The following is a 24,108-nucleotide window of genomic DNA, read 5'->3' on the forward strand; positions in this document are numbered from 1 at the left end:
AATGAAGAATAAGAAACTGGAAGCCAATCTTAGTATGGCTGTCTCGAAAGTATTTAGCGGTTTAAATATGAATGCCTTAAAGTATCTTCTGCCTTTGTGGATGAGTCCATTGACAGGAGCCACGCTTCGTTGCACATTTGCAGCAGCTGCTTTTTGGGTGATCGGGTGGTTTATGCCTCCGGAGAAATCGTCAACCAGAGATAAATGGCTCCTCTTTCTGTTGGGGGCTTTGGGACTTTACGGTTTTATGTTTCTCTATCTGGCCGGATTGAGTAAAACAACTCCTGTCTCCAGTTCCATATTTACCAGTCTCCAGCCTATTTGGGTTTTTCTTATCATGATATTCTTTTATAAGGAGAAGGCGGGCGCTAAAAAAATAATAGGAATTTCTATCGGTCTGATAGGAGCGTTGGTTTGCATCCTAACCCAGCAAAGCGATGATTTGGCCTCTGATGCTTTTACGGGGAATATGCTTTGTCTTCTAAGTTCTGTGGTGTATGCTGTCTATCTGATTCTTAGTCAGCGCATCCTCACGGCCATTGGAGCGATAACGATGTTGCGATATACCTTTTCCGGTGCTGCCGTGTCTGCCATTATAGTCACGTTTATTACAGGATTTGATGCCCCGGTATTCTCCATGCCGTTCCATTGGACGCCTTTCCTTATTCTGATGTTCGTATTGATTTTCCCGACCACTATCAGTTATATGCTGCTGCCTGTCGGTTTGAAATATCTGAAGACAACGGTCGTCGCTATCTACGGTTATCTGATTCTGATTGTGGCGACTATTACCTCCCTTGCTCTCGGACAAGACCGTTTTAGCTGGACGCAGACATTTGCAATCATTTTTATCTGTATTGGAGTTTACCTGGTTGAAGTGGCCGAAAGTAAAGAAAAGTAAAGAAAAAAGGCATTCCATCACGGAATGCCTTTCATTATTTCATCATCATGTTTTATAGAGAGGAGTTGATTGCTTGCGCTATGGACTTGAATTCTTCATCCGACAATTTCAGTTTCGGATTCGAAAACAACATATCCGATTCCTTTTGAATAGGAATTAAATGAATATGTGCATGGGGTACTTCCAGTCCGATAACAGCTTCGCCTACCTTTTGGCAAGGGAATGCTTTTTTAATGCCACAGGCTACTTGCTTTGCAAACACGTGCATAGCAGCCAGGTCTTCATCGCTCAAATCGAAAATATAGTCTACTTCCTGTTTGGGCACTACCAATGTATGTCCCTTTACCAATGGATTGATATCGAGAAAAGCAAAAAACTTTTCGTTTTCTGCCACCTTGTAGCAGGGGATTTCTCCTGCGATGATTCTACTGAATATTGTTGCCATAACTTTTATTGATAAATTAAGGCAAGCCTCACATGGAGACCTGCCTTTACGTTAAATTGATATGTTTACTACTTCCAGTGCAATTTTACCTTGTGGAACAGTAATTTCTGCTACATCACCCACCTTCTTGCCAAGCAGACCTTGTGCAATCGGGGTATTAACGGAAATCTTCCCTTCCTTCAGGTTAGCTTCACTTTCTGAAACGATGGTATAAATCATCTTCATGCCATTCTTTACATTCTTCAGTTCCACCTTATTTAAAATCTGTACGGAATCTGTTTTCAATTTAGATTCATCGATGATTTTGGCATCTGCAATGGTAGCTTTCAATTTGTTGATGCGCATTTCAAGCATACCCTGCGCCTCTTTGGCGGCATCGTATTCTGCATTTTCCGACAAGTCTCCTTTATCTCTGGCTTCGGCTATTGCCGCAGAGATCTTCGGGCGTTCCACAGTTTCCAGTTCCTTCAGTTCCGCCATCAGTTTCTTGTAACCTTCTTCTGACATATAAGCCATGATGTTTTCCTCCTTTAATTGTTTTAAATGGTCATATAAACAAAAAAGAATTCCAACATGAGCCATGTTGGAACCCTCTTTTCATTATTTCTTTGCAAAGATAGCCTTTTAAGTGATACGTGTCAAGTGAAAAAAGATGCTATGTAACATATTTAAATGAAATATGCTAAATTATAACAACTTAGAGCAATGACTTGACAGCTGCTTCCAAATCCTTAATGTCTTCGCCACGAAGCTTCAATTCGTTGTTACGATTAATCAAAAAGATAGATGGAACCTGACGAACATTATATACGGCTACGTTGGTAGAGTAAACTCCGTTTCTATCGCGCACACAGACCCATGGAAGATTATCTGCCGCTGTTTTCCAGTAGTGTTCGTCCGCGTCGAGAGATACTTGGTATATTTCCAGTCCTTGTTTTGCGTATTCATTATATAGTTCGCGAAGCATCAGGTTGTGAGGAGCTCCGGCAGGCGACTGGAATACAGAGAAATCGAGCAAAACGACTTTGCCTTTCAGGTCGGTCAGCTTGCGCACATTTCCTTTCACATCACGCAAGGCAATGTCGATAATACCGGTTTCTACGATTTTGTCCTGTGGAATTTCCAGAGCTTTTGTTTGCGGCTGACGCGTGTTCTTCATTCCTTTGATTACAATATTATAAAGGTTCTTGGAACGTACCGCATGAGGAAACGCATTGTTGAGGCTCGTAGCAACAGCTGCGAAACATTTCACATCGTCTTTATTGTTCAACGGATCGAATATCAGATAATTATTGAGCTTCTGGAACAGGGCAAAGTAAGCTGCAGCCGTGTTGGGAGCAGCAAAAATATAGTTCACTTTGACATCTTCCTTATAGTTGTTGAGCAATGTTGCCAGGCTGTCTTCAAATACATCATGCCCTATTCCGTTGCTGCGCAGGGATGCCAGTAAATTGTCCACCTCTTTTTGAAGGCGAATCTGCTTCAACGTCAGTTCTTTTATCTTATTGCTGTTTTCCGAACCTTCCACCGTATAAGTAGTAGAGAAATCCACATACGGAGCTTTGATTTGAATTGTTTCGATAGAATCTACAGAAAAATTGATGATTTTGTCGTCAATCCGCAAACGGTAAAATTCGGGTGACTCGGGACGAGGCTGCTTAAAACTGAATGTACCTTCCCCTTTCAGCTTCACTGAATCGAGCGGAACAATACCTTCCAGACCGGAAGCTTCGAGATAAAGCATTTTACCGTCGGCTCCTGATACATCCCCGTTCACCTGGAATTTAGGGCCGGAACTACAAGCAGTAATAGTAAGTGCGGCGAGCGCTGCAAAAGTAACCTTTTTCATATAGTGTGTGTTATTAACGAGATGCAAATATACTTCTTTTCGAGATTAGTCAAAGCATTTTGCTGTGTTCTTCATCCTAATTTTGAAAAAAAATCAGTTCGCCACTAACTTTTTACCTCATTTCCACCTAATTACCACGATAAATGTATATCTTTGCAGGAATTTTGAAAGAAAAAGTATAGATAAAACAATTTTTATGATTAACCCAATTGTTAAGACAATCGAGTTACCTGATGGAAGAACCATCACGCTCGAGACGGGAAAGTTGGCAAAACAGGCAGACGGTTCTGTAATGCTCCGCATGGGAAACACCATGTTGTTAGCTACTGTTTGTGCCGCTAAAGATGCAGTTCCCGGAACAGATTTTATGCCTTTACAGGTAGAGTACAAAGAAAAATTTGCGGCATTCGGCCGTTTTCCCGGTGGTTTCACCAAGCGAGAAGGTAGAGCTTCTGATTATGAGATTCTCACTTGCCGTCTTGTCGACCGTGCTCTCCGTCCTTTATTCCCCGATAATTATCACGCAGAGGTATATGTGAACATCATCCTCTTTTCTGCTGATGGTGTGGATATGCCGGATGCATTGGCAGGACTTGCCGCTTCTGCAGCACTTGCCGTTTCAGATATTCCTTTCAACGGACCGATTTCTGAAGTACGTGTAGCACGTATCGACGGTCAGTTCGTTATCAATCCTACTTTTGAACAACTGGAAAAAGCTGATATGGATCTGATGGTGGCCGCTACTTATGAGAACATCATGATGGTAGAAGGTGAAATGCACGAAGTATCCGAAGCTGAATTGCTGGAAGCAATGAAAGTAGCTCATGAAGCTATCAAGGTTCATTGTAAAGCACAGATGGAGTTGACTGAAGAGGTTGGAAAAACAGTGAAACGTGAATACAACCATGAAGTGAACGACGAAGATTTGCGCAAGGCTGTTCGTGAAGCATGCTACGAAAAAGCTTACGCTGTTGCCGCTTCCGGAAACAATAACAAACACGAACGTTTTGCTGCTTTCGAAGCTATCCGTGAAGAATTCAAAGCTCAATTCTCTGAAGAAGAGTTGGACGAAAAGGGTGCGTTGATCGACCGTTACTACCACGATGTAGAAAAAGAAGCCATGCGCCGTTCTATCCTTGACGAAGGTAAGCGTTTGGATGGTCGTAAGACTACTGAAATCCGCCCGATCTGGTGTGAGGTTGGTCCTCTGCCTGGTCCTCACGGATCTGCTATCTTTACTCGTGGTGAAACACAATCACTGACTTCTGTTACTCTGGGTACCAAACTGGATGAGAAGATCATTGACGATGTTTTGGAACACGGAAAAGAACGTTTCTTATTGCATTATAATTTCCCTCCTTTCTCTACAGGTGAAGCAAAAGCACAACGTGGTGTAGGTCGTCGCGAAATCGGTCACGGTCACTTGGCTTGGCGTGCTTTGAAAGGACAGATTCCTGCTGACTATCCGTATGTAGTACGTGTGGTTTCAGATATTCTCGAATCTAACGGCTCTTCTTCTATGGCTACTGTATGTGCCGGAACATTGGCATTGATGGATGCTGGTGTGAAGATCAAGAAACCGGTATCAGGTATCGCTATGGGATTGATTAAGAATCCGGGCGAAGAAAAATATGCTGTATTGTCTGATATTCTGGGTGACGAAGACCACTTGGGTGATATGGACTTCAAAGTAACGGGAACAAAAGATGGTATTACGGCTACCCAGATGGATATCAAGGTAGACGGTCTGTCTTACGAAATTCTGGAACGTGCTTTGAATCAGGCAAAAGAAGGACGTATGCACATTCTGGGTAAGATTACTGAAACAATCGCTGAACCACGTGCTGACCTGAAAGAACATGCTCCACGCATTGAAACGATGACAATTCCTAAAGAATTTATCGGTGCTGTAATCGGCCCTGGTGGAAAAATCATCCAAGGTATGCAGGAAGAAACCGGTGCTGTGATTACTATCGAAGAAATTGATGGTATGGGACGCATCGAAGTTTCCGGAACAAACAAAAAATGTATTGATAATGCAATGCGCATGATTAAAGCAATCGTTGCTGTTCCTGAAGTGGGCGAAGTTTATAAAGGTAAAGTTCGTTCTATTATGCCTTACGGTGCATTCATCGAATTCTTGCCGGGCAAGGATGGTTTGCTGCACATCTCTGAAATTGATTGGAAGCGTCTGGAAACAGTAGAAGAAGCTGGAATTAAGGAAGGTGATGAAATCGAAGTAAAACTGATTGATGTTGACCAGAAAACTGGTAAATTCAAACTTTCAAGAAAAGTGTTGATGCCAAGACCAGAAAAGAAATAAGAACGCGATAGCGTCTATATATAAAGAAGGCTGTTTCAATTTTGAAACAGCCTTCTTTTTTTATTAGTATCATCCGGGGTTGAACTGTTTTATATATAGAGTTAGTATATATTAGATTTATTCAGTTTATTAAAACCTTTAAAAAGATGAAAGACACCTTGTTATATCCTCCCCAAAAAAAGAATCGGAAAGTACCCCCATACTTCCCGATTCGAAACAGTCAAAAATCGACCTTAATCAATTTATTAACTTAACACGTCGCAAAGATATGAGAAAAATTTCTTTGAAAGAGCTTTTTTATTTAAAAAGTTTATGATACAGGCAAATATACCTGCAAATAAGGCTGTTTTTTCTTCCTTTAAAACCAAAGCCTCGTTCCTTTTAAAGGAACGACCCCTTCCTTTAAAAGGAAGAGGCCGTTGGTTTTAAAGAAACCGGTGGGGTGTTTATATAGAGATTAGGATTAATGATTTTTCGATTATATAGATCCGTTTACAAGTTTGTTTTATACTCCTCTTTTATTCGTTTTATGTGTGCGAAGTTCTTTTCCAGTAATTCATTTAACTCATAATCTGAAAAACAAGCTCCTAAATAGATCGTGCTTTCTGCTTCAAAATCAAATGATTCGTTGTCTTCATTCACCACAATCTCAATTTTCCCTTGCGCATCTGTAGAGATCACCGCATTGTATTTAATCATCAATTCTTTGAGCCCTTTTATGAACCTGTATTCTTTATTTGTCAATATTCTTTTCATGTCCGTAAGCTCTTTTGTTTTGTTGCCCTTTCGTGCGGTAAAGTTCGTGATAATTTAACACATTATGCGCTGTTTGAAGTATTCATTTTATTCTATTTGTCAGGTTGTAATATTCCTTTTATCCATATTATCACATCTATTCGTTTTTTTCGTATATTTGCTTCGAGCGAAACTTTTCATTTGTATATTTGTTGGATTTTAAAAAGAAAGAAAATAAAAATGGAAACAGAAGAATTGACAATTGGGAGAGTCCATCACGGACGCAATATACGTCGTACCCGTATTGAAAAGGATATGAACCAGGAGGGTTTGAGTGAATTAGTACATCTCTCACAACCTGCTGTTTCTAAATATGAGAAGATGAAAGTGATTGATGATGAGATGTTGCAACGTTTTGCACGTGCATTGAATGTCCCTTTCGATTATCTCAAGACTTTGGAGGAGGATGCACAGACGGTGGTGTTTGAAAATAATACGGTGAATAATTCAGAACAAAGTGCAGGTGGGGCAAACATCAGCATGGGTATAGTTAAGTCTGATACCGAAGATAGTATTAATGATAGTCGAGTTAACAACTTCAATCCTATCGACAAAATCACTGAACTCTACGAGCGTCTTTTAAAAGAAAAGGATGAAAAGTATGCTGCGTTAGAACGCCGTTTGCAGAATATTGAAAAAAGTCTGCAGAAATAAGGGACAGATAAATTGAAAGGAATCGCAATATGATGAAACAAATACCTTACGGAATAACTGATTTTAGCCGAATTCAGAAAGAGAATTATTATTATGTAGATAAGACAATGTTCATTGAAAAAATAGAGATGCAACCGCCTTATCTGTTTCTGATACGTCCCCGTAGATTTGGGAAGAGTCTGACTTTGGCTATGTTAGAGGCCTATTATGACGTAAATCATGCTGAACAGTTTGACGAGTTGTTTGGTCAGCTATACATAGGTCAGCATCCGACGAAGCTCCACAATCAGTTTCTCATCATGCGATTTAATTTTTCGGAAGTGAGTTCCAATGTCAATGAAGTAGAACTATCGTTTAAGCTGCATTGTTGTAGCAAACTTAAAGATTTTGTCTTTAAGTATGAAGATTTGTTAGGAAAAGAAATTTGGGATGTTCTTGATGAGAAAATACAAGAAGAACCCGGTGCTTTTCTGTCTGCGATTAATTCCTATGCTACCCGTAAGAAAAATATTCGTATTTATTTACTCATTGATGAATATGATAATTTCACCAATACCATTCTTTCGACTTACGGTACGGAATTTTATAGGAAAGCAACGCATGGCGAAGGTTTTATTCGTGGCTTCTTTAACGTGATAAAATCTGCCACTACCGGAACCGGAGCCGCTCTTGAACGGTTGTTTATTACCGGAGTGAGTCCGGTGACGATGGATGATGTGACTAGTGGCTTTAACATCGGAACCAATATAACGACTGATCCTTGGTTTAATGATTTAGTTGGTTTTAGTGAGAAAGAATTGCGTGAAATGCTGACTTATTATAAAGAACAAGGAGTGTTGATGCAATCTGTAGATGAAACTGTTGTCATGATGAAACCTAATTATGACAATTATTGCTTTAGTAGAAGTAGATTGGTGGACTGTATGTTTAATTCTGATATGGTACTTTATTTTATGAAGTCTTTTGTTTTGCATGGGGAAAAGCCTGAAGAAATCGTAGATCCCAATATTCGCACTGACTTTAACAAGTTGGCATACTTGATAAAGCTAGATCACGGGTTGGGAGAGAATTTTTCCGTTATAAAGGAAATAGCCGAGCAAGGAGAAATCACTACTGACATCGTTACTCATTTCTCTGCATTGGAGATGACGGACCCCAGTAATTTCAAGTCTTTATTATTCTATTTCGGACTTCTTTCCATCAAAGGTGTGGACATGGTGGGAAGACCCATTTTACATGTACCGAATTTGGTTGTAAGAGAACAACTGTTTAATTTCTTGATACAAGGCTACATCAAGCATGATATCTTTAAAATTGACATGAACAGGATGAGTGCTTTATTTGAGAATATGGCTTTCAGGGGAGACTGGAAACCTTTGTTCGATTTTATCGCCAATGCTGTTCGTGAGCAAAGTCGTATCCGTGAATATATTGAAGGTGAAGCGCACATTAAAGGCTTCTTGCTTGCCTATTTAGGAATGTATCGTTATTATCAGCTCTATCCGGAATACGAATTGAATAAGGGTTTTGCAGATTTCTTCTTCAAACCTAGTCCGTCGGTTCCTGTACTGCCTCCTTTCACCTATCTGCTTGAGGTGAAATATGCAAAAGCCGGTGCTTCGGAAAAAGAAATACGTATCCTTGCCGATGAGGCACGTGGTCAGTTGCTTCGTTATAGTGAAGACGAACTAGTGGCAGAAGCCAGGGCGAAAGGTGAGTTGAAGTTAATTACTATTGTTTGGCGTAGTTGGGAGCTTGCTTTATTGGAGGAGGTAACTCTTTCTTAAGAGACAAGTAGCATACATGTTGCTATAAGGTGTGTGGCTCCTCTATCTTTTTCTGATTTTTGAAACGTTGATGAATAAGGAGATCACTTTTTCCTTTTAATGAATATCCCTAATAAGTCTTGAAGAATAAAATTTGCCTCTGCTATGGATTCCCATAATAGAGGCAAACTTATCAACATGAGACTTAGTTAAACAGTCTCTTGTTTTTTATGAATTTAACGAATCTTTTTTAGGACTTTAGAGAAGGAGTAAGGAAAGCTTTCCTCTTCCGTTCCTCTGTTTAAATTGGGCTGGCTTCCCATTTGGAAGTTAATGTTTCCTCCTTTTAATAAGTCTTCATGGCGTAGATAGTTCTTTTTATATTCTGTGCCGTTCAGATTCATTGTTTGAATATACATATTCTTCTTGTTGTTATCGGTTGCACGGATGATGAGGCTGTTACCGTTTTCAAGATGTAAGGTTGCTTTTTTAAAAAGAGGAGCTCCAACGACGTATTCGTCGGTTCCCGGACATACGGGGTAAAAACCTAATGCGGAGAAAACATACCATGCCGAAGTCTGCCCATTATCTTCATCTCCACAATATCCGTCAGGGCCCGGTGTGTACATTCTATCCATGACCTGGCGTAGCCAATACTGCGCTTTCCAGGGTTGACCGGCATAGTTGTATAGGTAGATCATGTGTTGGATTGGTTGGTTGCCATGCGCGTAATTCCCCATATTCATGATTGTCATTTCACGAATCTCATGAATAACCTGCCCGTAATAACTCTCATCAAAGACAGGAGGTACGGAAAATACAGAATCCAGCATAGTGATAAACATATCTTTTCCTCCCATTAAGTCAATTAATCCTTGTGGATCGTGGAATACAGACCATGAGTAGTGCCAGCTGTTTCCTTCGGTAAATGCATCTCCCCATTTCAATGGTGAGAATGGAGATTGGAATGTTCCATCTTCATTTTTTCCTCGCATGAGCTTGGAGTCTTTATCGAATACATTCTTATAGTTCATCGCCCGTTTGGCAAAGAGCTGTATTTCTTTTTCCGGTCGCTTTAATTCTTTGGCTAATTGATAGATACACCAGTCATTGTAGGCATATTCCAAAGTTCTGGCTGTGTTTTCATTGATTTTTACGTCATAAGGGACATAGCCTAACTTATTATAATATTCGTATCCGCGTCTTCCTGTGGAAGATACGGTGGGATGTACGTTCTTTGTTCCGTGTATTAACCCTTCGTACAAAGTTTTCACATCTTCTACTTTAATACCTTTTAAATAAGCATCTGCCAGTACGGAAGCCGAATTATTTCCTATCATGCAGTCTCTGTGTCCGGGGCTGGCCCATCCGGGGAAGAATCCGCTTTCTTTGTAGGTATTGATGAGCCCTTCCTGCATTTCTTTATTCATCGACGGATACATCAGATTCAGTAATGGGAAAAGACACCGGAAGGTATCCCAAAATCCGGTGTCGGTAAACATATATCCCGGTAGAACTTGCCCGTTATAAGGGCTGTAATGAACAGGTTTTCCGGCTTCGTCCAGTTCGTAGAATTTTCGGGGGAAAAGTAACGAACGGTATAAGCAGGAGTAGAAAGTGCGGTATTGATCGAGGTTTCCTCCTTCCACTTCGATTTTTCCCAGTACTTGGTTCCATGCTTTCTGTCCCTTTTGTTTTATCTGCTCTAGATTGTCATTTCCTAATTCTTTCATATTTCTTGCAGCCTGTTCGAAGCTGATAAAGGAAGAGGCGATGCGTGCATGTACTCGTTCTCCACGTTGAGTTTTAAAACCTATAATGGCTCCTGCATGGTCAGTTGTCTGTTCGGTTGCATTTTCTTGAATATTTCCATTATTTACAGTGGCTTTATAGGTGAAAGGCTTATCGAATTGAATAATAAAATAGTTCTTGAAGTTTTCGGGAACTCCTCCGCTATTGCGTGTACTATAACCGATAATTTTGTTTTCTTCTGGGATAATCTGAATAAAAGAACCTTTGTCAAATGCATCGACTGCAATATACGAATGTGCGTTTTCCGGGAAAGTGAACCGGAAGAGAACAGCACGTTCGGTCGGAGACATCTCCGTGACAATATCATATTCGGCCAGATATACCTTGTAGTAATAAGGAGTTGCTTCTTCTCCTTTGTGTCCGAACCAACTAGCCCGCTTTTCTTCGTCGAATTCAGGTTTACCCACCATCGGCATAATGGAGAACTGTCCGTAATCGTTTATCCATGGGCTGGGCTGATGAGTTTGTTTGAATCCACGGATTTTATTGGCTGTATAGACATATTGCCATCCGTCTCCCATTTTTCCGGTCTGTGGGGTCCAGAAATTCATTCCCCAAGGGCGGGCAATGGCGGGGTAGGTGTTACCTGTTGATAATTCAAAAGATGATTGTGTTCCCATTAACGGATTAACGTATTGTGTCCAGTCTTTGGACTGGGCAAGAAACGTGCAACTAAGCACTAAAAATAATAACCAACATTTCTTCATAATTTTCTTTTTGAGTTTATAGCTTGCGAAGTAATCACAGCGTTTTCATGTGTTGCCAATGTTGAATGTTCCAACGAGTTGAGACATGACAAAAGTATAGCTTCGTGGTTAAGGTCGTGGTTAAAATCGTGGTTAATGCGATGGCTAATAGGCGCTTTTTTATTAACCCCGCTAAAGAAACTATCGCAAAAGTGTTTTTTTACTATGTTATTCAACTATCTATGTGAAATAGACAAATATACCTTACTGTTATTATTTGTATTACTGTTTTTTGTCGTACCATTTATGTGTTCAAGACTTTATATTAGCAGGCATTGTGAATGATGCTGTGCAGTTAGCCGTTTCCAATTAGAAACAGAAACTATCAGATTGCTTGGTGATTGGTAACTGAATAGCCTTTTTGTGCGCCCGCCTATTTATAGATTTGTATCGGCAATTCCCCCTTTAGTGCTCCTATGGCATTAAATGCTAACGACTCCATTTCATTCTCTCCGGGATAAACATAGATGGGAGCCAGGAAAGAGATTCTTTTTTTCAGTCTTGAAATCACATAGTCCGAATAGGCGATACCTCCTGTCAGAAGGATGGCATCTATCTTCCCACAAAGTACGGTGGCACTGGCTCCTATCGCTTTTGCAACATTGTAAATCATGGCATCCAGTATCAGTTCCGCTTTTTTATCTCCTTCTTCGATAGATTGTATAATGGCGGGAACATCGGTTGTACCTAGATGGGCGGTCAGTCCGGCGCGTCCGGAGATACGTTTTTTCAATTCGTCTTTGGTGAGTTGACCGCTAAAACATAGGTCGATCAGTTGACCGGCGGGAAGTGTACCGGCACGTTCCGGTGAGAAAGGACCTTCACCGTCCAATGCATTGTTGGCGTCAATGGCTCGTCCGTGGTGATGGACTGCGACAGAGATGCCACCTCCCAGATGGCAGATAATTAAATCCAGATTTTCGTATTGGGTTCCCTGCTCTTTGGCAAAGCGGCGGGCGATTGCTTTCTGGTTTAATGCATGCCAGATGGTGATCTTCGACATTAAGGGAGAACCTGTAATGCGTGCTATATCTTCCAGTTCATCCACCACTCCCGGATCAGCAATGAAAGCCGGACAGTCGGGTAATGTGGAGGCCAGTTCGCTGGCAATCAATCCTCCTAAGTTACAAGCATGGGTACGCATAGCATGCACTGTATCACGTTTCATGGCCTCATTTACTTCATACACTCCGCCCGGTATCGGTTTCACTAAACCGCCGCGTCCGATGATTGCATCAAAAGAAAAAGGTATCTTATTGTTTTCCAATTCTTGTAACACCAGGTTTTTCCGGAATTCAAACTGGTCTATCACCTCGGGAAAAGCGGATAGTTCTTCTACAGAATGTTTTATATTACTGACAAACAGCGGAGTTTCATTTTCGTAAACTGCTATTTTAGTAGAAGTAGAACCGGGGTTGATAACCAGAATTTTCATGAATAGTAGGCTTTTAGTGGTGAATTTAGAATGATGAGCCGGTGACTTGGCTGACTTGTTTTCTGCATTTGCAATCTCCTGACACTTGTAAGCATGCCATTGCAATGCTGTAATATTTGGACAAGCCGGAATCACTACGCGATGGAAGTACTACAGGGCAAATAGGACCTTGCAGCAATCCTGCCATTTCTGCCTGTGCAAACAAAGAGACGGATTTGTAGAATGCATTACCCGATTCAATGTTCGGGAATATCAAGACATCTGCCTGTCCGTTGATAGGAGATACAATCCCTTTAATATCACCACTTGCTTGTTCGCAGGCAGTACGTACATCCAGCGGGCCGTCAATAATCACATTTCCGAATTCTCCCGCTTCGGCAAGTTCTACGATATTCACATAATCTAGTGAATGAGGGAACTTGGCACTCACTTTTTCTGTGCAGTGAATCAATGCGACACGCGGTTGTTCGATACCAAAGTGACGGCAGGTGCAGATAGCATACCAAATCATTTCTATACGTTGCTGTAAAGTAGGACGCGGAATGACGGCGGCATCCGAGAAGAAAAGCAGTTTATGGTAAGTAGGAATTTCCATTACTGCCAGATGCGTGAGGATTTTCCCTTTCGGTAACAAACCTTTTTCTTTGTCGAGTATGGCATGCAGTAAGTTGTCCGTATTGATAATCCCTTTCATCAAAATATCCGCTCCTCCTTCACGCACAATGCGGACAGCTTCGCGCGCCGCTTCATCCGGATTTTCTATGTGGATGGTTTTTACGTATTCAGGATATTGTTTGAGCGTGGGATATTTCTTCAGAATGGTAGAATCTCCAATCATCAGAAATTCTGCAATCCCTTCTTCCAAAGCACGGGAGATGGCATATTCAGTGTTAGGATCGTTCGCACAGACCACGGCAATTCGTTTTCTATGGTTTAGTTTTTTAAGATGAGCCGTTAACTGGGCAAAATTTAGAATAGGTTCCATAACGTTAGATTTTTAGCAAATATCAGAAAAATGATTGAAAAAATAATGATTATAACCCGAAAAATTACATCCATTATGTAACATTTTGCTATATTTTATTTGTTTTGGCTGTTGGATGTGCATGGAACCGTTTTTTCCTGTATTTTTGCAAATAAATCCCCCAATAAAATAAAAGCACCATGAAACAGTTTAAAAATCTATTATTTCTTAGCTTAATTCTCCTTTGTTGGACGCTTGTTTCCTGTAAAAGCAGCAAGACGTCTTCCGGTTGGTCTTTGATCTGGGAAGAGAACTTTAATCAGAAAAAGAGTTTCGATTCACAGGTCTGGAGCAAGATTCCACGAGGTAAGTCAGACTGGAATAACTATATGACAGACTTTGATTCCTGCTATGCCATGCGTAAAGGCAAACTGGTGTTGAGAGGTATTGTCAATCATACCCAACGCAATGACACTGCCCCTTATTTGACAGGCGGTGTGTATACAAAAGGCAAAAAGGCTTTTACGAACGGGCGTATTGAGATTTGTGCCAAGTTGAATGCGGCGGGAGGAGCATGGCCTGCCATCTGGATGTTGCCTGAAGGAGCGGCATGGCCATCTGGCGGTGAGATTGATATCATGGAACGTTTGAATAACGATTCTATTGCTTATCAGACAGTTCATTCCCATTACACTTATACGCTGGGGATCAAGGATCATCCGGTATCACATTCTATGGGAGTGATTCACCCTGACCGCTACAATATTTTTGTAGTCGAAATGTATCCGGACAGTCTTTCATTTTATGTCAATGATGTGCATACGTTTACTTACCCCCGCATACAAACGAAAGAAGAAGGACAATTCCCTTTTACTCAGCCATTTTATCTGCTGATTGATATGCAGTTGGGAGGCTCGTGGGTGGGAGCAGTCTCTCCCGAGGATCTTCCGGTAGAAATGGAAGTGGACTGGGTACGTTTTTATCAACGAAAGTCAATAAAATAAGAACATATATGGATATTCAATTTCCTCCCTTTTTGCAGAAAGGTGATAAAGTGGTTATTGTATCACCTTCGAGTAAGATAGACCAACAATTCCTAAAAGGAGCCAAGAAACGGATGGAATCATGGGGCTTGAAAGTGGCTATAGGAAAGCATGCCGGAAGTTCATCCGGAAGATATGCCGGGACAATCAAGCAGCGGCTGAAAGATTTGCAGGATGCGATGGACGACCCTAAAGTGAAGGCTATTCTTTGCAGCCGTGGAGGGTACGGGGCGGTACATTTGATCGATAAAATTGATTTTACGGCCTTTTGTGAACATCCGAAATGGTTACTGGGCTTTAGCGATATAACCGCTTTGCACAATCTGTTTCAGAAAAATGGATATGCTTCCCTTCATTCATTGATGGCACGTCATCTTACGGTGGAACCGGAAGACGATCTTTGTGCGAACTATCTGAAGGATATTCTATTGGGAAATATTCCTTCTTACATGTGCGAGAAGCATAAACTGAACAAGCAGGGGACGGCACAAGGCGTTTTGCATGGCGGTAACATGGCGGTAGCCTACGGTTTGCGTGGCACTCCTTATGATATTCCGGCGGAAGGCACTATACTGTTTATTGAAGATGTTAGCGAACGTCCGCATGCCATCGAACGTATGATGTATAATTTGAAACTGGGGGGCGTGTTAGAAAAACTGTCCGGATTGATTATCGGTCAATTTACAGAATATGAAGAAGACTGTTCGTTGGGCAAGGAACTGTATGCTGCTTTGGCAGATTTAGTAAAAGAGTATGATTATCCCGTCTGTTTCAATTTCCCGGTGGGGCATGTGACTCATAATCTCCCGCTTATCAACGGTGCAAAAGTAGAGCTTGTGGTGGGAAAGAAAAATGTGGAACTAAAGTTTATATGTTAATAATCCATTCCATCTGAACGATGCTGTGGTGAAAATGACTAATTTTGAGGCTTTAATAGATAAAAGGACGATGAAAAAGAAAACTATGATAGTATTAATGAGTGCCTTTTTGTTATTATCAGCATTCTCTTGCGGTGGAGGTAACAAGGCAAATAGTACGAGTGAACAAGACGAAAAGACAGTTGTGAATGTACCTCAGTTTGATGCGGATAGTGCTTATTTGTATGTAAAGAATCAGGTAGATTTCGGACCTCGTGTTCCTAACACTAAAGAACATGTTGCCTGTGGCAATTACCTTGCCAGTCAATTAGAGGCTTTCGGTGCTCAAGTGACTAATCAATATGCTGATTTGATTGCTTATGACGGTACGTTGTTGAAAGCGAGAAACATTATCGGTTCTTATAAGCCGGAAAGTAAAAAGAGAATCGCTTTGTTTGCACATTGGGATACACGCCCATGGGCTGATAACGATCCTGACGAGAAGAACCATAAAACTCCGATTCTGGGTGCAAATGATGGTGCCAGTGGGGTAGGAGCTTTGCTCGAAATAGCTCGTCTGGTCAATCAGCAACAACCGGAATTGGGGATTGATATCATTCTGTTGGATGCAGAGGACTACGGTGCGCCACAGTTTTATACAGGAAAGCATAAGGAGGAATTCTGGTGTCTGGGATCGCAGTATTGGGCACGTAATCCTCATGTACAAGGATATAATGCACGTTTTGGTATCCTGCTCGATATGGTAGGAGGTGAAGGCAGTGTGTTTATGAAAGAAGGGTATTCGGAAGAATTTGCTCCGGACATAAATAAGAAGGTTTGGAAAGCGGCAAAGAAAGCGGGTTACGGAAAGACTTTCATGGATGGAAACGGAGGATTTGTAACAGACGACCATCTGTTCATAAATCGTCTGGCACGTATTAAAACGATCGATATCATTCCCTACAATCAGGAAGGTGATTTTACCCCGACATGGCATACTGTCAATGACAATATGGAACATATTGATAAGAATACGTTGAAAGCAGTCGGTCAGACGGTATTGGAAGTGATTTATAATGAGAAATAATAGAATTGAGAAATAATATAATAAGGTGTTGATAGATTGATATGCCGGTTTTAAATACGGCATCTGCTATTCGCACATTGGTATATTGTCTAATTAAATAATTACTATAATGTCAATTAATGAACTACAAGATGAAGTGATTGCGGAATTCAGTGACTTCGACGATTGGATGGACCGTTATCAATTACTTATTGATCTGGGGAATGAGCAGGAACCACTTGAAGAAAAATATAAGACGGAACAAAATCTGATTGAAGGATGCCAGAGCAGGGTATGGCTTCAAGCGGATGATGTGGATGGTAAAATCGTTTTTAAAGCAGAAAGCGATGCTTTGATTGTAAAGGGGATTATTGCCTTGTTGATTAAAGTCTTTTCCGGACATACTCCTGATGAAATCTTAAATGCAGATCTTTATTTTATAGACAAGATCGGACTGAAAGAGCATCTATCGCCAACGCGTAGCAACGGTTTGCTGTCGATGGTAAAACAAATACGAATGTATGCATTAGCATTCAAAGCGAAAGAGGGGAAGTAAAAACTTCCCTTTTTTATTGCTGCTTTTGGGAAGTCAGGTGGTTCATGGTCAGTATGATACCGATAAACAGGAGGATTGACCCGAATAGGACGATGAGATACGGGGTACCGTTAATCAGGTCGTCCATATTTTCTGCTTCGGGGTATTTGATACTAAGATATACTGCTAAGGAGTTATTCAATATATGCATGAGTATACAGGGAATCAGACTGCCGGTTTTATAGTATGTCCATGCCAGCAGGATACCAATCAGAAATGCCGGAAGTATCTGGGCCGGATTGATGTGAAAGACACCGAATAGAAGTGCTGAAATGAGGATGCCTTTCGTCGGGTTGTATTGTTGCAGCAAAGCTTTGGTAATGGCTCCGCGGAACAACAGTTCTTCAAGTACAGGACCGATGATAGCTATTGCAAGAATACCGCCCCAACCGGATTGGAGAATGTCGAAAGATTGCTCCATGATGTTGGGTATCCAGTCTAGCAGTCCCATCAGTGCGGATACCAGAAAACCACCGGTGAGAATAGCTAGTCCGCTACAAATTAGGAATGGAGCTGATACGGGTGACCATGTTGTCTTCTTTTTACTGATATAACCGGCTTTCCATAGATAAATACCCATCATAATCTGTCCGGCTAGTTGTGCCGGGATCATAATCATTTGCGTCAGAGTGACTTTATCCAGATTTCCCGTGGTGACGAACAAATAGATCGTACAGGGAATCATAATCAGGATAGGGGCGACAATCTGTGCAATGAGAAGGTCTATTAATACTAATTTGATAGCCGTTTTCATGGTTTTTTATTTAGTGGTAAAGAAACTATAGATAAACATAGCTAACATGGATATAGCTATTACCACCAAAGAGATGCTCATAAATGACTTTTGCATAAGAATCTATTTTTTAAGAATTGTTTCTGTCTCTTCAGCATCCTTATGGAGCTGTGTTATTAACTCGTCGATACTGGAGAATTTCAGTTCGGGACGTGTCCGTTTAACAAAAGTAAGCCGGATGAATTTATCATATATGTCAGAATGGAAGTGGAGGATATTCACCTCAATCGTCCGGTTCGGACCATTGTCAATCGTCGGGCGGACACCTATATTCAGCATCCCCATATACGTTTTCCCGTCAAATGTTACCCATACGGCATATACGCCATCGGCAGGAATCAGTTTATCGGGATCATCCACCCGTAAATTGGCCGTTGGGAAACCTATCTTTCCGCCTACCTGATAGCCGCCTACTACGATCCCGTCAAGGAAATATTCATATTTCAGACAATGGGCGGCCAGGCTAACTTCTCCTTCATGAAGAAGTTTGCGGATCAGGGAAGAGCTCACCGGAATGTTGGGTTCGTTCCCTATTTCTATATTGCTGGTATACGCTTTGGCGCGAATTACTTCTATGCCAATTTCTTTTCCATAACGTACATAATCCTCGAAACCTTCGCTGCGGTTATGTCCGAAACGATGGTCATAGCCGATAACCAGGTATTTTACCTGATAACGCTCTTTTAGCAACTGTGTCATAAACTCCCGGGCAGTGAGCCGGGAAATTTCCGGAGTGAAATCAAGCATCAGGCAGTAGTCTACCCCGATGTCTGCAAGCAGACTTATTTTTTCTTCGGGGGTAGTCAGAAGTTCCGGATGATACTCCACATTCATCACTTTTCGGGGATGAACGGGAAAAGTAACCAATGCAGAGCGTAGACCTTTGGCGGCGGCTATCTCTTTCACTTGCTGAATCAGATAGCGATGTCCTGCATGTACTCCATCAAAGAAACCGATGGTAGCTACGCAGGGTTCCGGGGTAATTGCCGATGTGTCACGTATAATCTGCATATCTCTAAAATTATTTGAGGTTGAAAAGATGGCTCCAGTCTTCGCCTACTTTCGCTGTATAGGTAGAAATTCCTAAATTTTGGGCTGTCTTACAGTTCATTTCAGAGTCATCAATAAAAAGCGTTTCTTTCGGCTCGATACCGGCATCCTCTATGATTGCCTTGAATATCTCCGGTTCGGGCTTGGCCATTTTCATTTCAAAAGAGAGGTACGTTTTTTCAAAATAATCTTCCACCTTAAAGGTGCGGTAAGGAAACAAATGAGCACATGTCCATTCCCAATGAATTTGGTTGGTATTGCTCAATAAATAGACGACATATTTCTCACGTAATTTTAATAATAAATCCAGTTTTTGTGTGGGTATATCTACCAGGAAACTATTCCAGGCTGCATCTATTTGTTTGTCGCTAACTGCTTTGCCTATCATTTTACGAACTCCGTCACGGAATTCGGCAGGTGTTATCAATCCTTTTTCCTGTTGCATCAGGAGTCCGTCCTGGTTCTGGATATCCAGCAATGCATCCACGTTTTGGAGCCCTAACTTCTGAAAGTGCTCAATGCAACGTTGGCGGTCGAGATTGATAAGTACACCACCCAAATCAATAAGAAGGTTTTTTATTCCTTTACTTTTCATTTCTGTCTTTTTTGTGAATAATACGTTGAACAAGGCGAACAAGTTCTCCAACCCATAACACCGTGGACGAAACGCCTATAATAAGAAGCCAGGTTTGCCAGTCGAGCGGTTCCGTGCGGAATACGGCTCCACCGAATTGTACGATGAGGAATTGTCCGGCAAGAATAGCCAGTACAATAAGCTCCATCCCATACGATTTGGAAAGTCCCTTGAATGCCGAATCGGTAGTACCGAATACACGGGCATTGAACAGATTCCAGAATTGCAGCATGACAAAGAAGGTGAAGAAAATAGTCAGGTTGTGTACATTCATTCCTTGCGTACTGTGGTCGAAATAATAAATCATTCCGAGCAATACGATGAGGAAGATAGAGCCCACACCTATTATATTAGACCGCATTGCCTTACTGATAATAAAATCGGTACTGCGACGAGGTTTCTCAAGCATCACCGTTTCGCTGGGTGGAATAGAGGCAAGAGCCAAAGCGGCAAAAGTATCCATAATCAGGTTCACCCATAACATTTGTGTTACAGTCAGCGGAAGTTCCGTACCGATTACGGAGCCTAGCAGAACGATAAGCAATGCCACAAAGTTAATCGTTAGCTGGAAAACGATGAAACGCTGGATATTCTTATACAGTGAACGTCCCCACATAACAGCGGTTCCGATACTGTTGAAAGAGTCGTCGAGCAATGTAATATCACTAGCCTCTTTGGCTACAGAAGTACCTGTACCCATCGATAAACCTACTTGGGCATGATTCAAAGCCGGAGCGTCATTCGTTCCGTCTCCGGTTACAGCTACCACTGCTCCTTTTTGTTGAAGCAGTTGTACCAGACGTTGTTTGTCTGTCGGACGGGCGCGGGACATGATTTTTAAGTCCATCACTCTGTCCAGTGCTTCTTCATCGCTCAATTCGGCAAATGCGACACCGGTGATTCGATTTCGTTCCGTATCAGTTTCAGGGTTCCAAAGACCTATCTGGCGTGCGATTTCTGTGGCAGTTCCCGGAGTGTCACCGGTCACGATCTTGATGCCGATACCTGCAGACTGACATTTTGCAACCGCAGCAGGTACATCCGGACGAATCGGGTCGGAGATGGCAACTACTCCCAAGAAATTGAGGTCGTTGGCTGAAACTAGTTCCGTGCAATCGTTCGGTTCATTTTCTCCGACAATCTTGAATGCAAATCCAAGTGTACGCATAGCCATATTCTGATAGTTCAACAGTTGTGCTTCCACTGTAGAACGATACTCTACCGCATCCACTTGCCGTCCATCCAGAACAACTTCTTTACACTTACCCAAAACAATTTCAGGAGCTCCTTTTATATAAAGTATTTTTTTGCCGATCAATGGAGATTCAACAAGAGTTGCCATGAATTTCCGTTCGGTAGAGAAGGTGAGTTGATCGAGAACATGAGCTTGTTCGCGGAGTTGCAGGTAATCTCTTCCCTGTTTGTTTAGCCAGAGTAATAAAGCCACTTCGGTTGGATTTCCTACGCCTTTGGGTTTTTCTCCATTGGTTGATTCTTCAAGGAAAGCTGTTGAATTGGCGCTGATTCCTTCTGCGATAAGTGCGCTAATATCGTCATCAGACAAGTCACTGCCATTTTTTATACCATAGAAATTGGGTTCGTGCACTTGCATCAGATTTTGAGTCAGTGTACCGGTTTTATCCGTACAAATCACGGTGATGGCTCCCATTGTTTCGCAAGCATGCATTTTCCGCACCAGATTGTTGGTGGAAAGCATACGACGCATGTTCAATGCCAGACTAAGCGTGACACTCATTGGCAATCCTTCAGGCACAGCTACTACAATCAGCGTAACTGCCATCATAAAATATTTCAGTGTCCGTTCGAAAACCGGAAGCCACTCATGCCATCCGTTCAGCGAACCGAAATCAAAATATAGCACTACATCCTTCACGAAGAAAATAAGGAAAGCCAGACCGGCAACGGTGAAACCTATCTTTCCGATTAGATTTGCGAGTTTGGTGAGCTGTATGTTCAGCGGGGTGGGTTCGAGGTTATCCTCTGTACTCTGCCGGGCTACTTTTCCGATTTCAGTAGCATCTCCCACATGCAGCACGCGCATGGTACCATGTCCATCCACCACTGTAGTGCCACGCATCACCAGATTGGAGGCATAAGTCGCTTCTTCATCAAAATCAGCTTCTACAGTAGTTTTATTAATAACAGGCTCTCCCGTCAGATTGGATTCGTTCACTTGCAGAGAAATAGCTTCCAGCAACTCTCCATCAGCGGGAATTTCTTCACCTGTTTCCAGAATGACGATATCACCTACCACTATGTCTTTACGAGGGATTTCCTGTACGCGTCCGTTTCGGACCACTTTTACCAGAGTTTCTTCATTGACTGCATTCAGCAGATCGAACTTCTTACTGGCATCATATTCGAAGAAGAAACCGATTCCGGTAGCCAATAAGATAGCGGCTATGATTCCGATTGTTTCGGCATATTCGTTTTCGATGATGGAGATAATTAATGAGAAAGCGGCTGCTACTAATAATACACGGACAACCGGGTCTTCAAATTTTTCCAGATAAAGTTTCCAGAGAGAAGGACGCTTGGGGGGCGTTAACAGGTTAATACCATTTTTCTCCCTGCTTTGTAGGACTTCGTCATCAGTAAGTCCTAAATGATAATAGTCATTTTTATTTGTACTCATGCAGATACATGCGTTTAGTTTGAACCGCAAAAATACAACATAAAATTGTGATAGAATGTTTAATTAAAACTTTTTATGAAGTCGAATTTGTTAGCGTGGTTTACCACATGACCGATAAGGAATTGTAAACCAGAATGTAGAGCCTTCACCTTCTACGGAATCCGCTCCGATTTGACCGCCAAGTTTGGCGACAATAGTTTGAGATATGGAAAGTCCCAGTCCGGCTCCTTTTTTATCTTTATTCAGTTTCACGAAACGCTCGAATACATCCGGTAATTTCTCTGCTGGAATTCCGGTTCCGGTATCCTTGACATAAAAGTAAAGCTCGGTATCTCTAGTTTCATAGCCGAGGCGGATGCTACCTTTATGGGTGAACTTAATGGCGTTGCCGGCAAAGTTTGAAAGCACTTGTGCCACCCGGTTCCGATCTGTTTGAATCATGCAGGAAGAACGGGATGATTCCGCTATAATTTGTATATTTCCTCCGGCGTCATCGACTCTCATTTGAAAAAGTTGTTGTAAATCTGAAAGTAACTGATTGACAGTCAACTGTTGTCTGCACAAATTCCAATGTTCCGGCTTCGATTTTTGACATATCGAGAATGTCGTTGACCAGTTGCATCAGGAGGTCGGCATTCATTTTTATGATTTCTTGATATTGGGCCTTTTCCTCTTCTGTAGTTGCACTGCCTAATACCTCTGCAAATCCGGTAATAGCATTGAGAGGGGTACGGATTTCATGGCTCATGTTGGCTAAAAAGGCAGATTTTGAAATATCGGCTTTTTCTGCTTTTTCTTTGGCTAGCCGTAACTCCTTTTCAGCTTGTTTTCGGCGGGTAACATCGTGTACGGTGATTACCATGTTCTCTTCTTCATTCAGAAGGAAGTAAGAACCGGATATTACTGCATCACATTCCACGGTAGTATTATCAGATGTAACTATGGATAAAGTGGCTTCAAGATCCGTGAAGTTTCGTCTCTGTTCGAAGGCTTGTCGTATGGCGGTACGTATCGGGCAAGAGCCGCAGAAACTATGTGTGCCGCAACCTCCTTCGGCTGCCAATGCATTGCGACATTGCAACAAGTCGCCCACTCTTTTCTCTTCTGTTCCTTTTCTGGTTCCGGTTTTTTGGTAATAGTTAGTCTTCAGTACCTTGAAATCATTGTCTATTAATAGGATAAAGGCATGCACATTTTTCAAGATGGCGCCGGCAATATGGCTGGTGCGTTCCAACTTTCTGGATTCACGGAACAATCGTTGTTGCATCCGCAGACATTTCCTACGTTCCAATAAAAAACTGATTAGTAGGACTGCGCATAAAACTATTAAGGTAGACAATAGTGCTATAAGCATAGTATAATATTGTTGTTTTAGCTTGATAATATGACTACAAAGATAGTTTTTTTCTTTAGTTTAAAAATAGTGTTGAACAAATATCTTGCTATTTGTGTTATATTATTTAGAAAACCAATTAAAAATACGAACGTTATGAAAAAGTACATTTGCACGGTCTGTGAATATATTTACGACCCCGAACAAGGAGATCCGGAAAGTGGAATTGAACCAGGAACAGCATTTGAAGATATTCCTGATGATTGGACTTGTCCATTATGTGGAGTCGGAAAAGAAGACTTTGAACCGTACGAAGGATAAAACCAAGAGAGAGAATTATTAAGAGGAGAATGACTGGGTGTATAAATATATACCCGGTCATTTTTTATTT

Annotated in this window: 20 protein-coding genes and 1 pseudogene; 9 read left to right on the plus strand and 12 right to left on the minus strand. The window is 41.6% G+C overall.

Translation table 11 applies throughout. From position 1 onward, the window contains the following. The first annotated feature begins 1 nt into the window (after window position 1). A complete protein-coding gene (locus tag DXA54_RS17705) occupies window positions 2-901 on the plus strand; it encodes a DMT family transporter (RefSeq protein WP_117937105.1) in 900 nt (299 codons plus the stop codon). Between the two features lie 52 nt (window positions 902-953). Here the strand turns inward: DXA54_RS17705 and DXA54_RS17710 are convergent, their stop codons facing one another. The 3 genes from DXA54_RS17710 to DXA54_RS17720 form a co-directional block, all read right to left on the minus strand. Continuing rightward, window positions 954-1,346, minus strand: a complete 393-nt coding sequence (locus DXA54_RS17710) for an HIT family protein (protein WP_120080199.1) — start codon at window positions 1,344-1,346, stop codon at window positions 954-956. A 51-nt stretch (window positions 1,347-1,397) separates the two neighbouring features. Beyond that, complete coding sequence (gene greA, locus DXA54_RS17715) at window positions 1,398-1,862, minus strand: transcription elongation factor GreA (RefSeq protein ID WP_032844195.1); 465 nt, start codon at window positions 1,860-1,862, stop codon at window positions 1,398-1,400. Window positions 1,863-2,043: 181 nt separating this feature from the next. Next, window positions 2,044-3,195: a TlpA disulfide reductase family protein gene (locus tag DXA54_RS17720; protein ID WP_120080201.1), complete on the minus strand. Its 1,152-nt coding sequence runs from the start codon at window positions 3,193-3,195 to the stop codon at window positions 2,044-2,046. Between the two features lie 196 nt (window positions 3,196-3,391). Here DXA54_RS17720 and pnp point away from each other — a divergent pair, with 196 nt between their 5' ends. Further along, complete coding sequence (gene pnp / locus DXA54_RS17725) at window positions 3,392-5,518, plus strand: polyribonucleotide nucleotidyltransferase (RefSeq protein WP_004323285.1); 2,127 nt, start codon at window positions 3,392-3,394, stop codon at window positions 5,516-5,518. 492 nt (window positions 5,519-6,010) lie between these two features. On the opposite strand, the gene DXA54_RS17730 is transcribed toward pnp, so the two are convergent. Then, window positions 6,011-6,274: a hypothetical protein gene (locus DXA54_RS17730; RefSeq protein WP_004296257.1), complete on the minus strand. Its 264-nt coding sequence runs from the start codon at window positions 6,272-6,274 to the stop codon at window positions 6,011-6,013. Window positions 6,275-6,493: 219 nt separating this feature from the next. On the opposite strand from DXA54_RS17730, the gene DXA54_RS17735 reads away from it, so the two are divergent. Both DXA54_RS17735 and DXA54_RS17740 read left to right on the plus strand, forming a co-directional pair. Continuing rightward, a complete protein-coding gene (locus DXA54_RS17735; protein WP_004296256.1) occupies window positions 6,494-6,967 on the plus strand; it encodes a helix-turn-helix domain-containing protein in 474 nt (157 codons plus the stop codon). Between the two features lie 29 nt (window positions 6,968-6,996). Continuing rightward, window positions 6,997-8,754 (plus strand): ATP-binding protein, encoded by a 1,758-nt coding sequence (locus DXA54_RS17740; RefSeq protein WP_008649769.1) that lies wholly within the window; start codon window positions 6,997-6,999, stop codon window positions 8,752-8,754. A 215-nt stretch (window positions 8,755-8,969) separates the two neighbouring features. On the opposite strand, the gene DXA54_RS17745 is transcribed toward DXA54_RS17740, so the two are convergent. From DXA54_RS17745 to DXA54_RS17755, 3 genes are all read right to left on the minus strand, one after another. Beyond that, window positions 8,970-11,252 (minus strand): GH92 family glycosyl hydrolase, encoded by a 2,283-nt coding sequence (locus DXA54_RS17745; RefSeq protein ID WP_120080203.1) that lies wholly within the window; start codon window positions 11,250-11,252, stop codon window positions 8,970-8,972. Between the two features lie 412 nt (window positions 11,253-11,664). Then, a complete protein-coding gene (gene buk / locus DXA54_RS17750; RefSeq protein WP_008649772.1) occupies window positions 11,665-12,726 on the minus strand; it encodes a butyrate kinase in 1,062 nt (353 codons plus the stop codon). 25 nt (window positions 12,727-12,751) lie between these two features. Further along, window positions 12,752-13,711 carry a phosphate acyltransferase gene (locus DXA54_RS17755; RefSeq protein ID WP_004296252.1) on the minus strand — a complete coding sequence of 320 codons (960 nt, stop codon included), beginning with the start codon at window positions 13,709-13,711 and terminating at the stop codon, window positions 12,752-12,754. Window positions 13,712-13,890: 179 nt separating this feature from the next. Here DXA54_RS17755 and DXA54_RS17760 point away from each other — a divergent pair, with 179 nt between their 5' ends. The 4 genes from DXA54_RS17760 to DXA54_RS17775 all read left to right on the plus strand — a co-directional run bounded on the left by DXA54_RS17760 (window position 13,891) and on the right by DXA54_RS17775 (window position 17,212). Beyond that, window positions 13,891-14,694, plus strand: a complete 804-nt coding sequence (locus DXA54_RS17760) for a glycoside hydrolase family 16 protein (protein ID WP_008649775.1) — start codon at window positions 13,891-13,893, stop codon at window positions 14,692-14,694. 8 nt (window positions 14,695-14,702) lie between these two features. Beyond that, complete coding sequence (locus tag DXA54_RS17765; RefSeq protein ID WP_004296250.1) at window positions 14,703-15,611, plus strand: LD-carboxypeptidase; 909 nt, start codon at window positions 14,703-14,705, stop codon at window positions 15,609-15,611. Between the two features lie 70 nt (window positions 15,612-15,681). Next, window positions 15,682-16,677, plus strand: coding sequence for a M20 family metallopeptidase (locus DXA54_RS17770; protein WP_004311944.1), 996 nt, complete (start codon window positions 15,682-15,684; stop codon window positions 16,675-16,677). A gap of 109 nt (window positions 16,678-16,786) precedes the next feature. Then, the gene (locus DXA54_RS17775; protein WP_004296248.1) at window positions 16,787-17,212 is read left to right on the plus strand and encodes a SufE family protein; all 426 of its coding nucleotides are present in this window, start codon (window positions 16,787-16,789) and stop codon (window positions 17,210-17,212) included. A gap of 13 nt (window positions 17,213-17,225) precedes the next feature. Here DXA54_RS17775 and DXA54_RS17780 read toward each other — a convergent pair whose 3' ends face one another. The 5 genes and pseudogenes from DXA54_RS17780 to DXA54_RS17800 form a co-directional block, all read right to left on the minus strand. After that, on the minus strand, window positions 17,226-18,005 hold the full coding sequence (locus DXA54_RS17780) for a CPBP family intramembrane glutamic endopeptidase (RefSeq protein WP_004311945.1): 780 nt from the start codon (window positions 18,003-18,005) through the stop codon (window positions 17,226-17,228). A 102-nt stretch (window positions 18,006-18,107) separates the two neighbouring features. Next, a complete protein-coding gene (locus DXA54_RS17785) occupies window positions 18,108-19,055 on the minus strand; it encodes a bifunctional riboflavin kinase/FAD synthetase (RefSeq protein ID WP_120080205.1) in 948 nt (315 codons plus the stop codon). Between the two features lie 10 nt (window positions 19,056-19,065). Next, window positions 19,066-19,689, minus strand: a complete 624-nt coding sequence (locus tag DXA54_RS17790) for an HAD family hydrolase (RefSeq protein ID WP_004296245.1) — start codon at window positions 19,687-19,689, stop codon at window positions 19,066-19,068. Next, on the minus strand, window positions 19,679-22,384 hold the full coding sequence (locus tag DXA54_RS17795; RefSeq protein WP_004311947.1) for a calcium-translocating P-type ATPase, PMCA-type: 2,706 nt from the start codon (window positions 22,382-22,384) through the stop codon (window positions 19,679-19,681). Before DXA54_RS17795 ends, DXA54_RS17790 begins: the two co-directional genes overlap by 11 nt. Window positions 22,385-22,474: 90 nt before the next feature. After that, a pseudogene (locus DXA54_RS17800) lies at window positions 22,475-23,651 on the minus strand (sensor histidine kinase). Window positions 23,652-23,873: 222 nt separating this feature from the next. Between DXA54_RS17800 and rd the strand changes: the two are divergent. Then, a complete protein-coding gene (rd, locus tag DXA54_RS17805; RefSeq protein ID WP_004306971.1) occupies window positions 23,874-24,038 on the plus strand; it encodes a rubredoxin in 165 nt (54 codons plus the stop codon). Window positions 24,039-24,108 lie beyond the last annotated feature (70 nt).

The organism is Bacteroides sp. OF03-11BH, from assembly GCF_003604005.1.
GTDB lineage: Bacteria > Bacteroidota > Bacteroidia > Bacteroidales > Bacteroidaceae > Bacteroides > Bacteroides ovatus.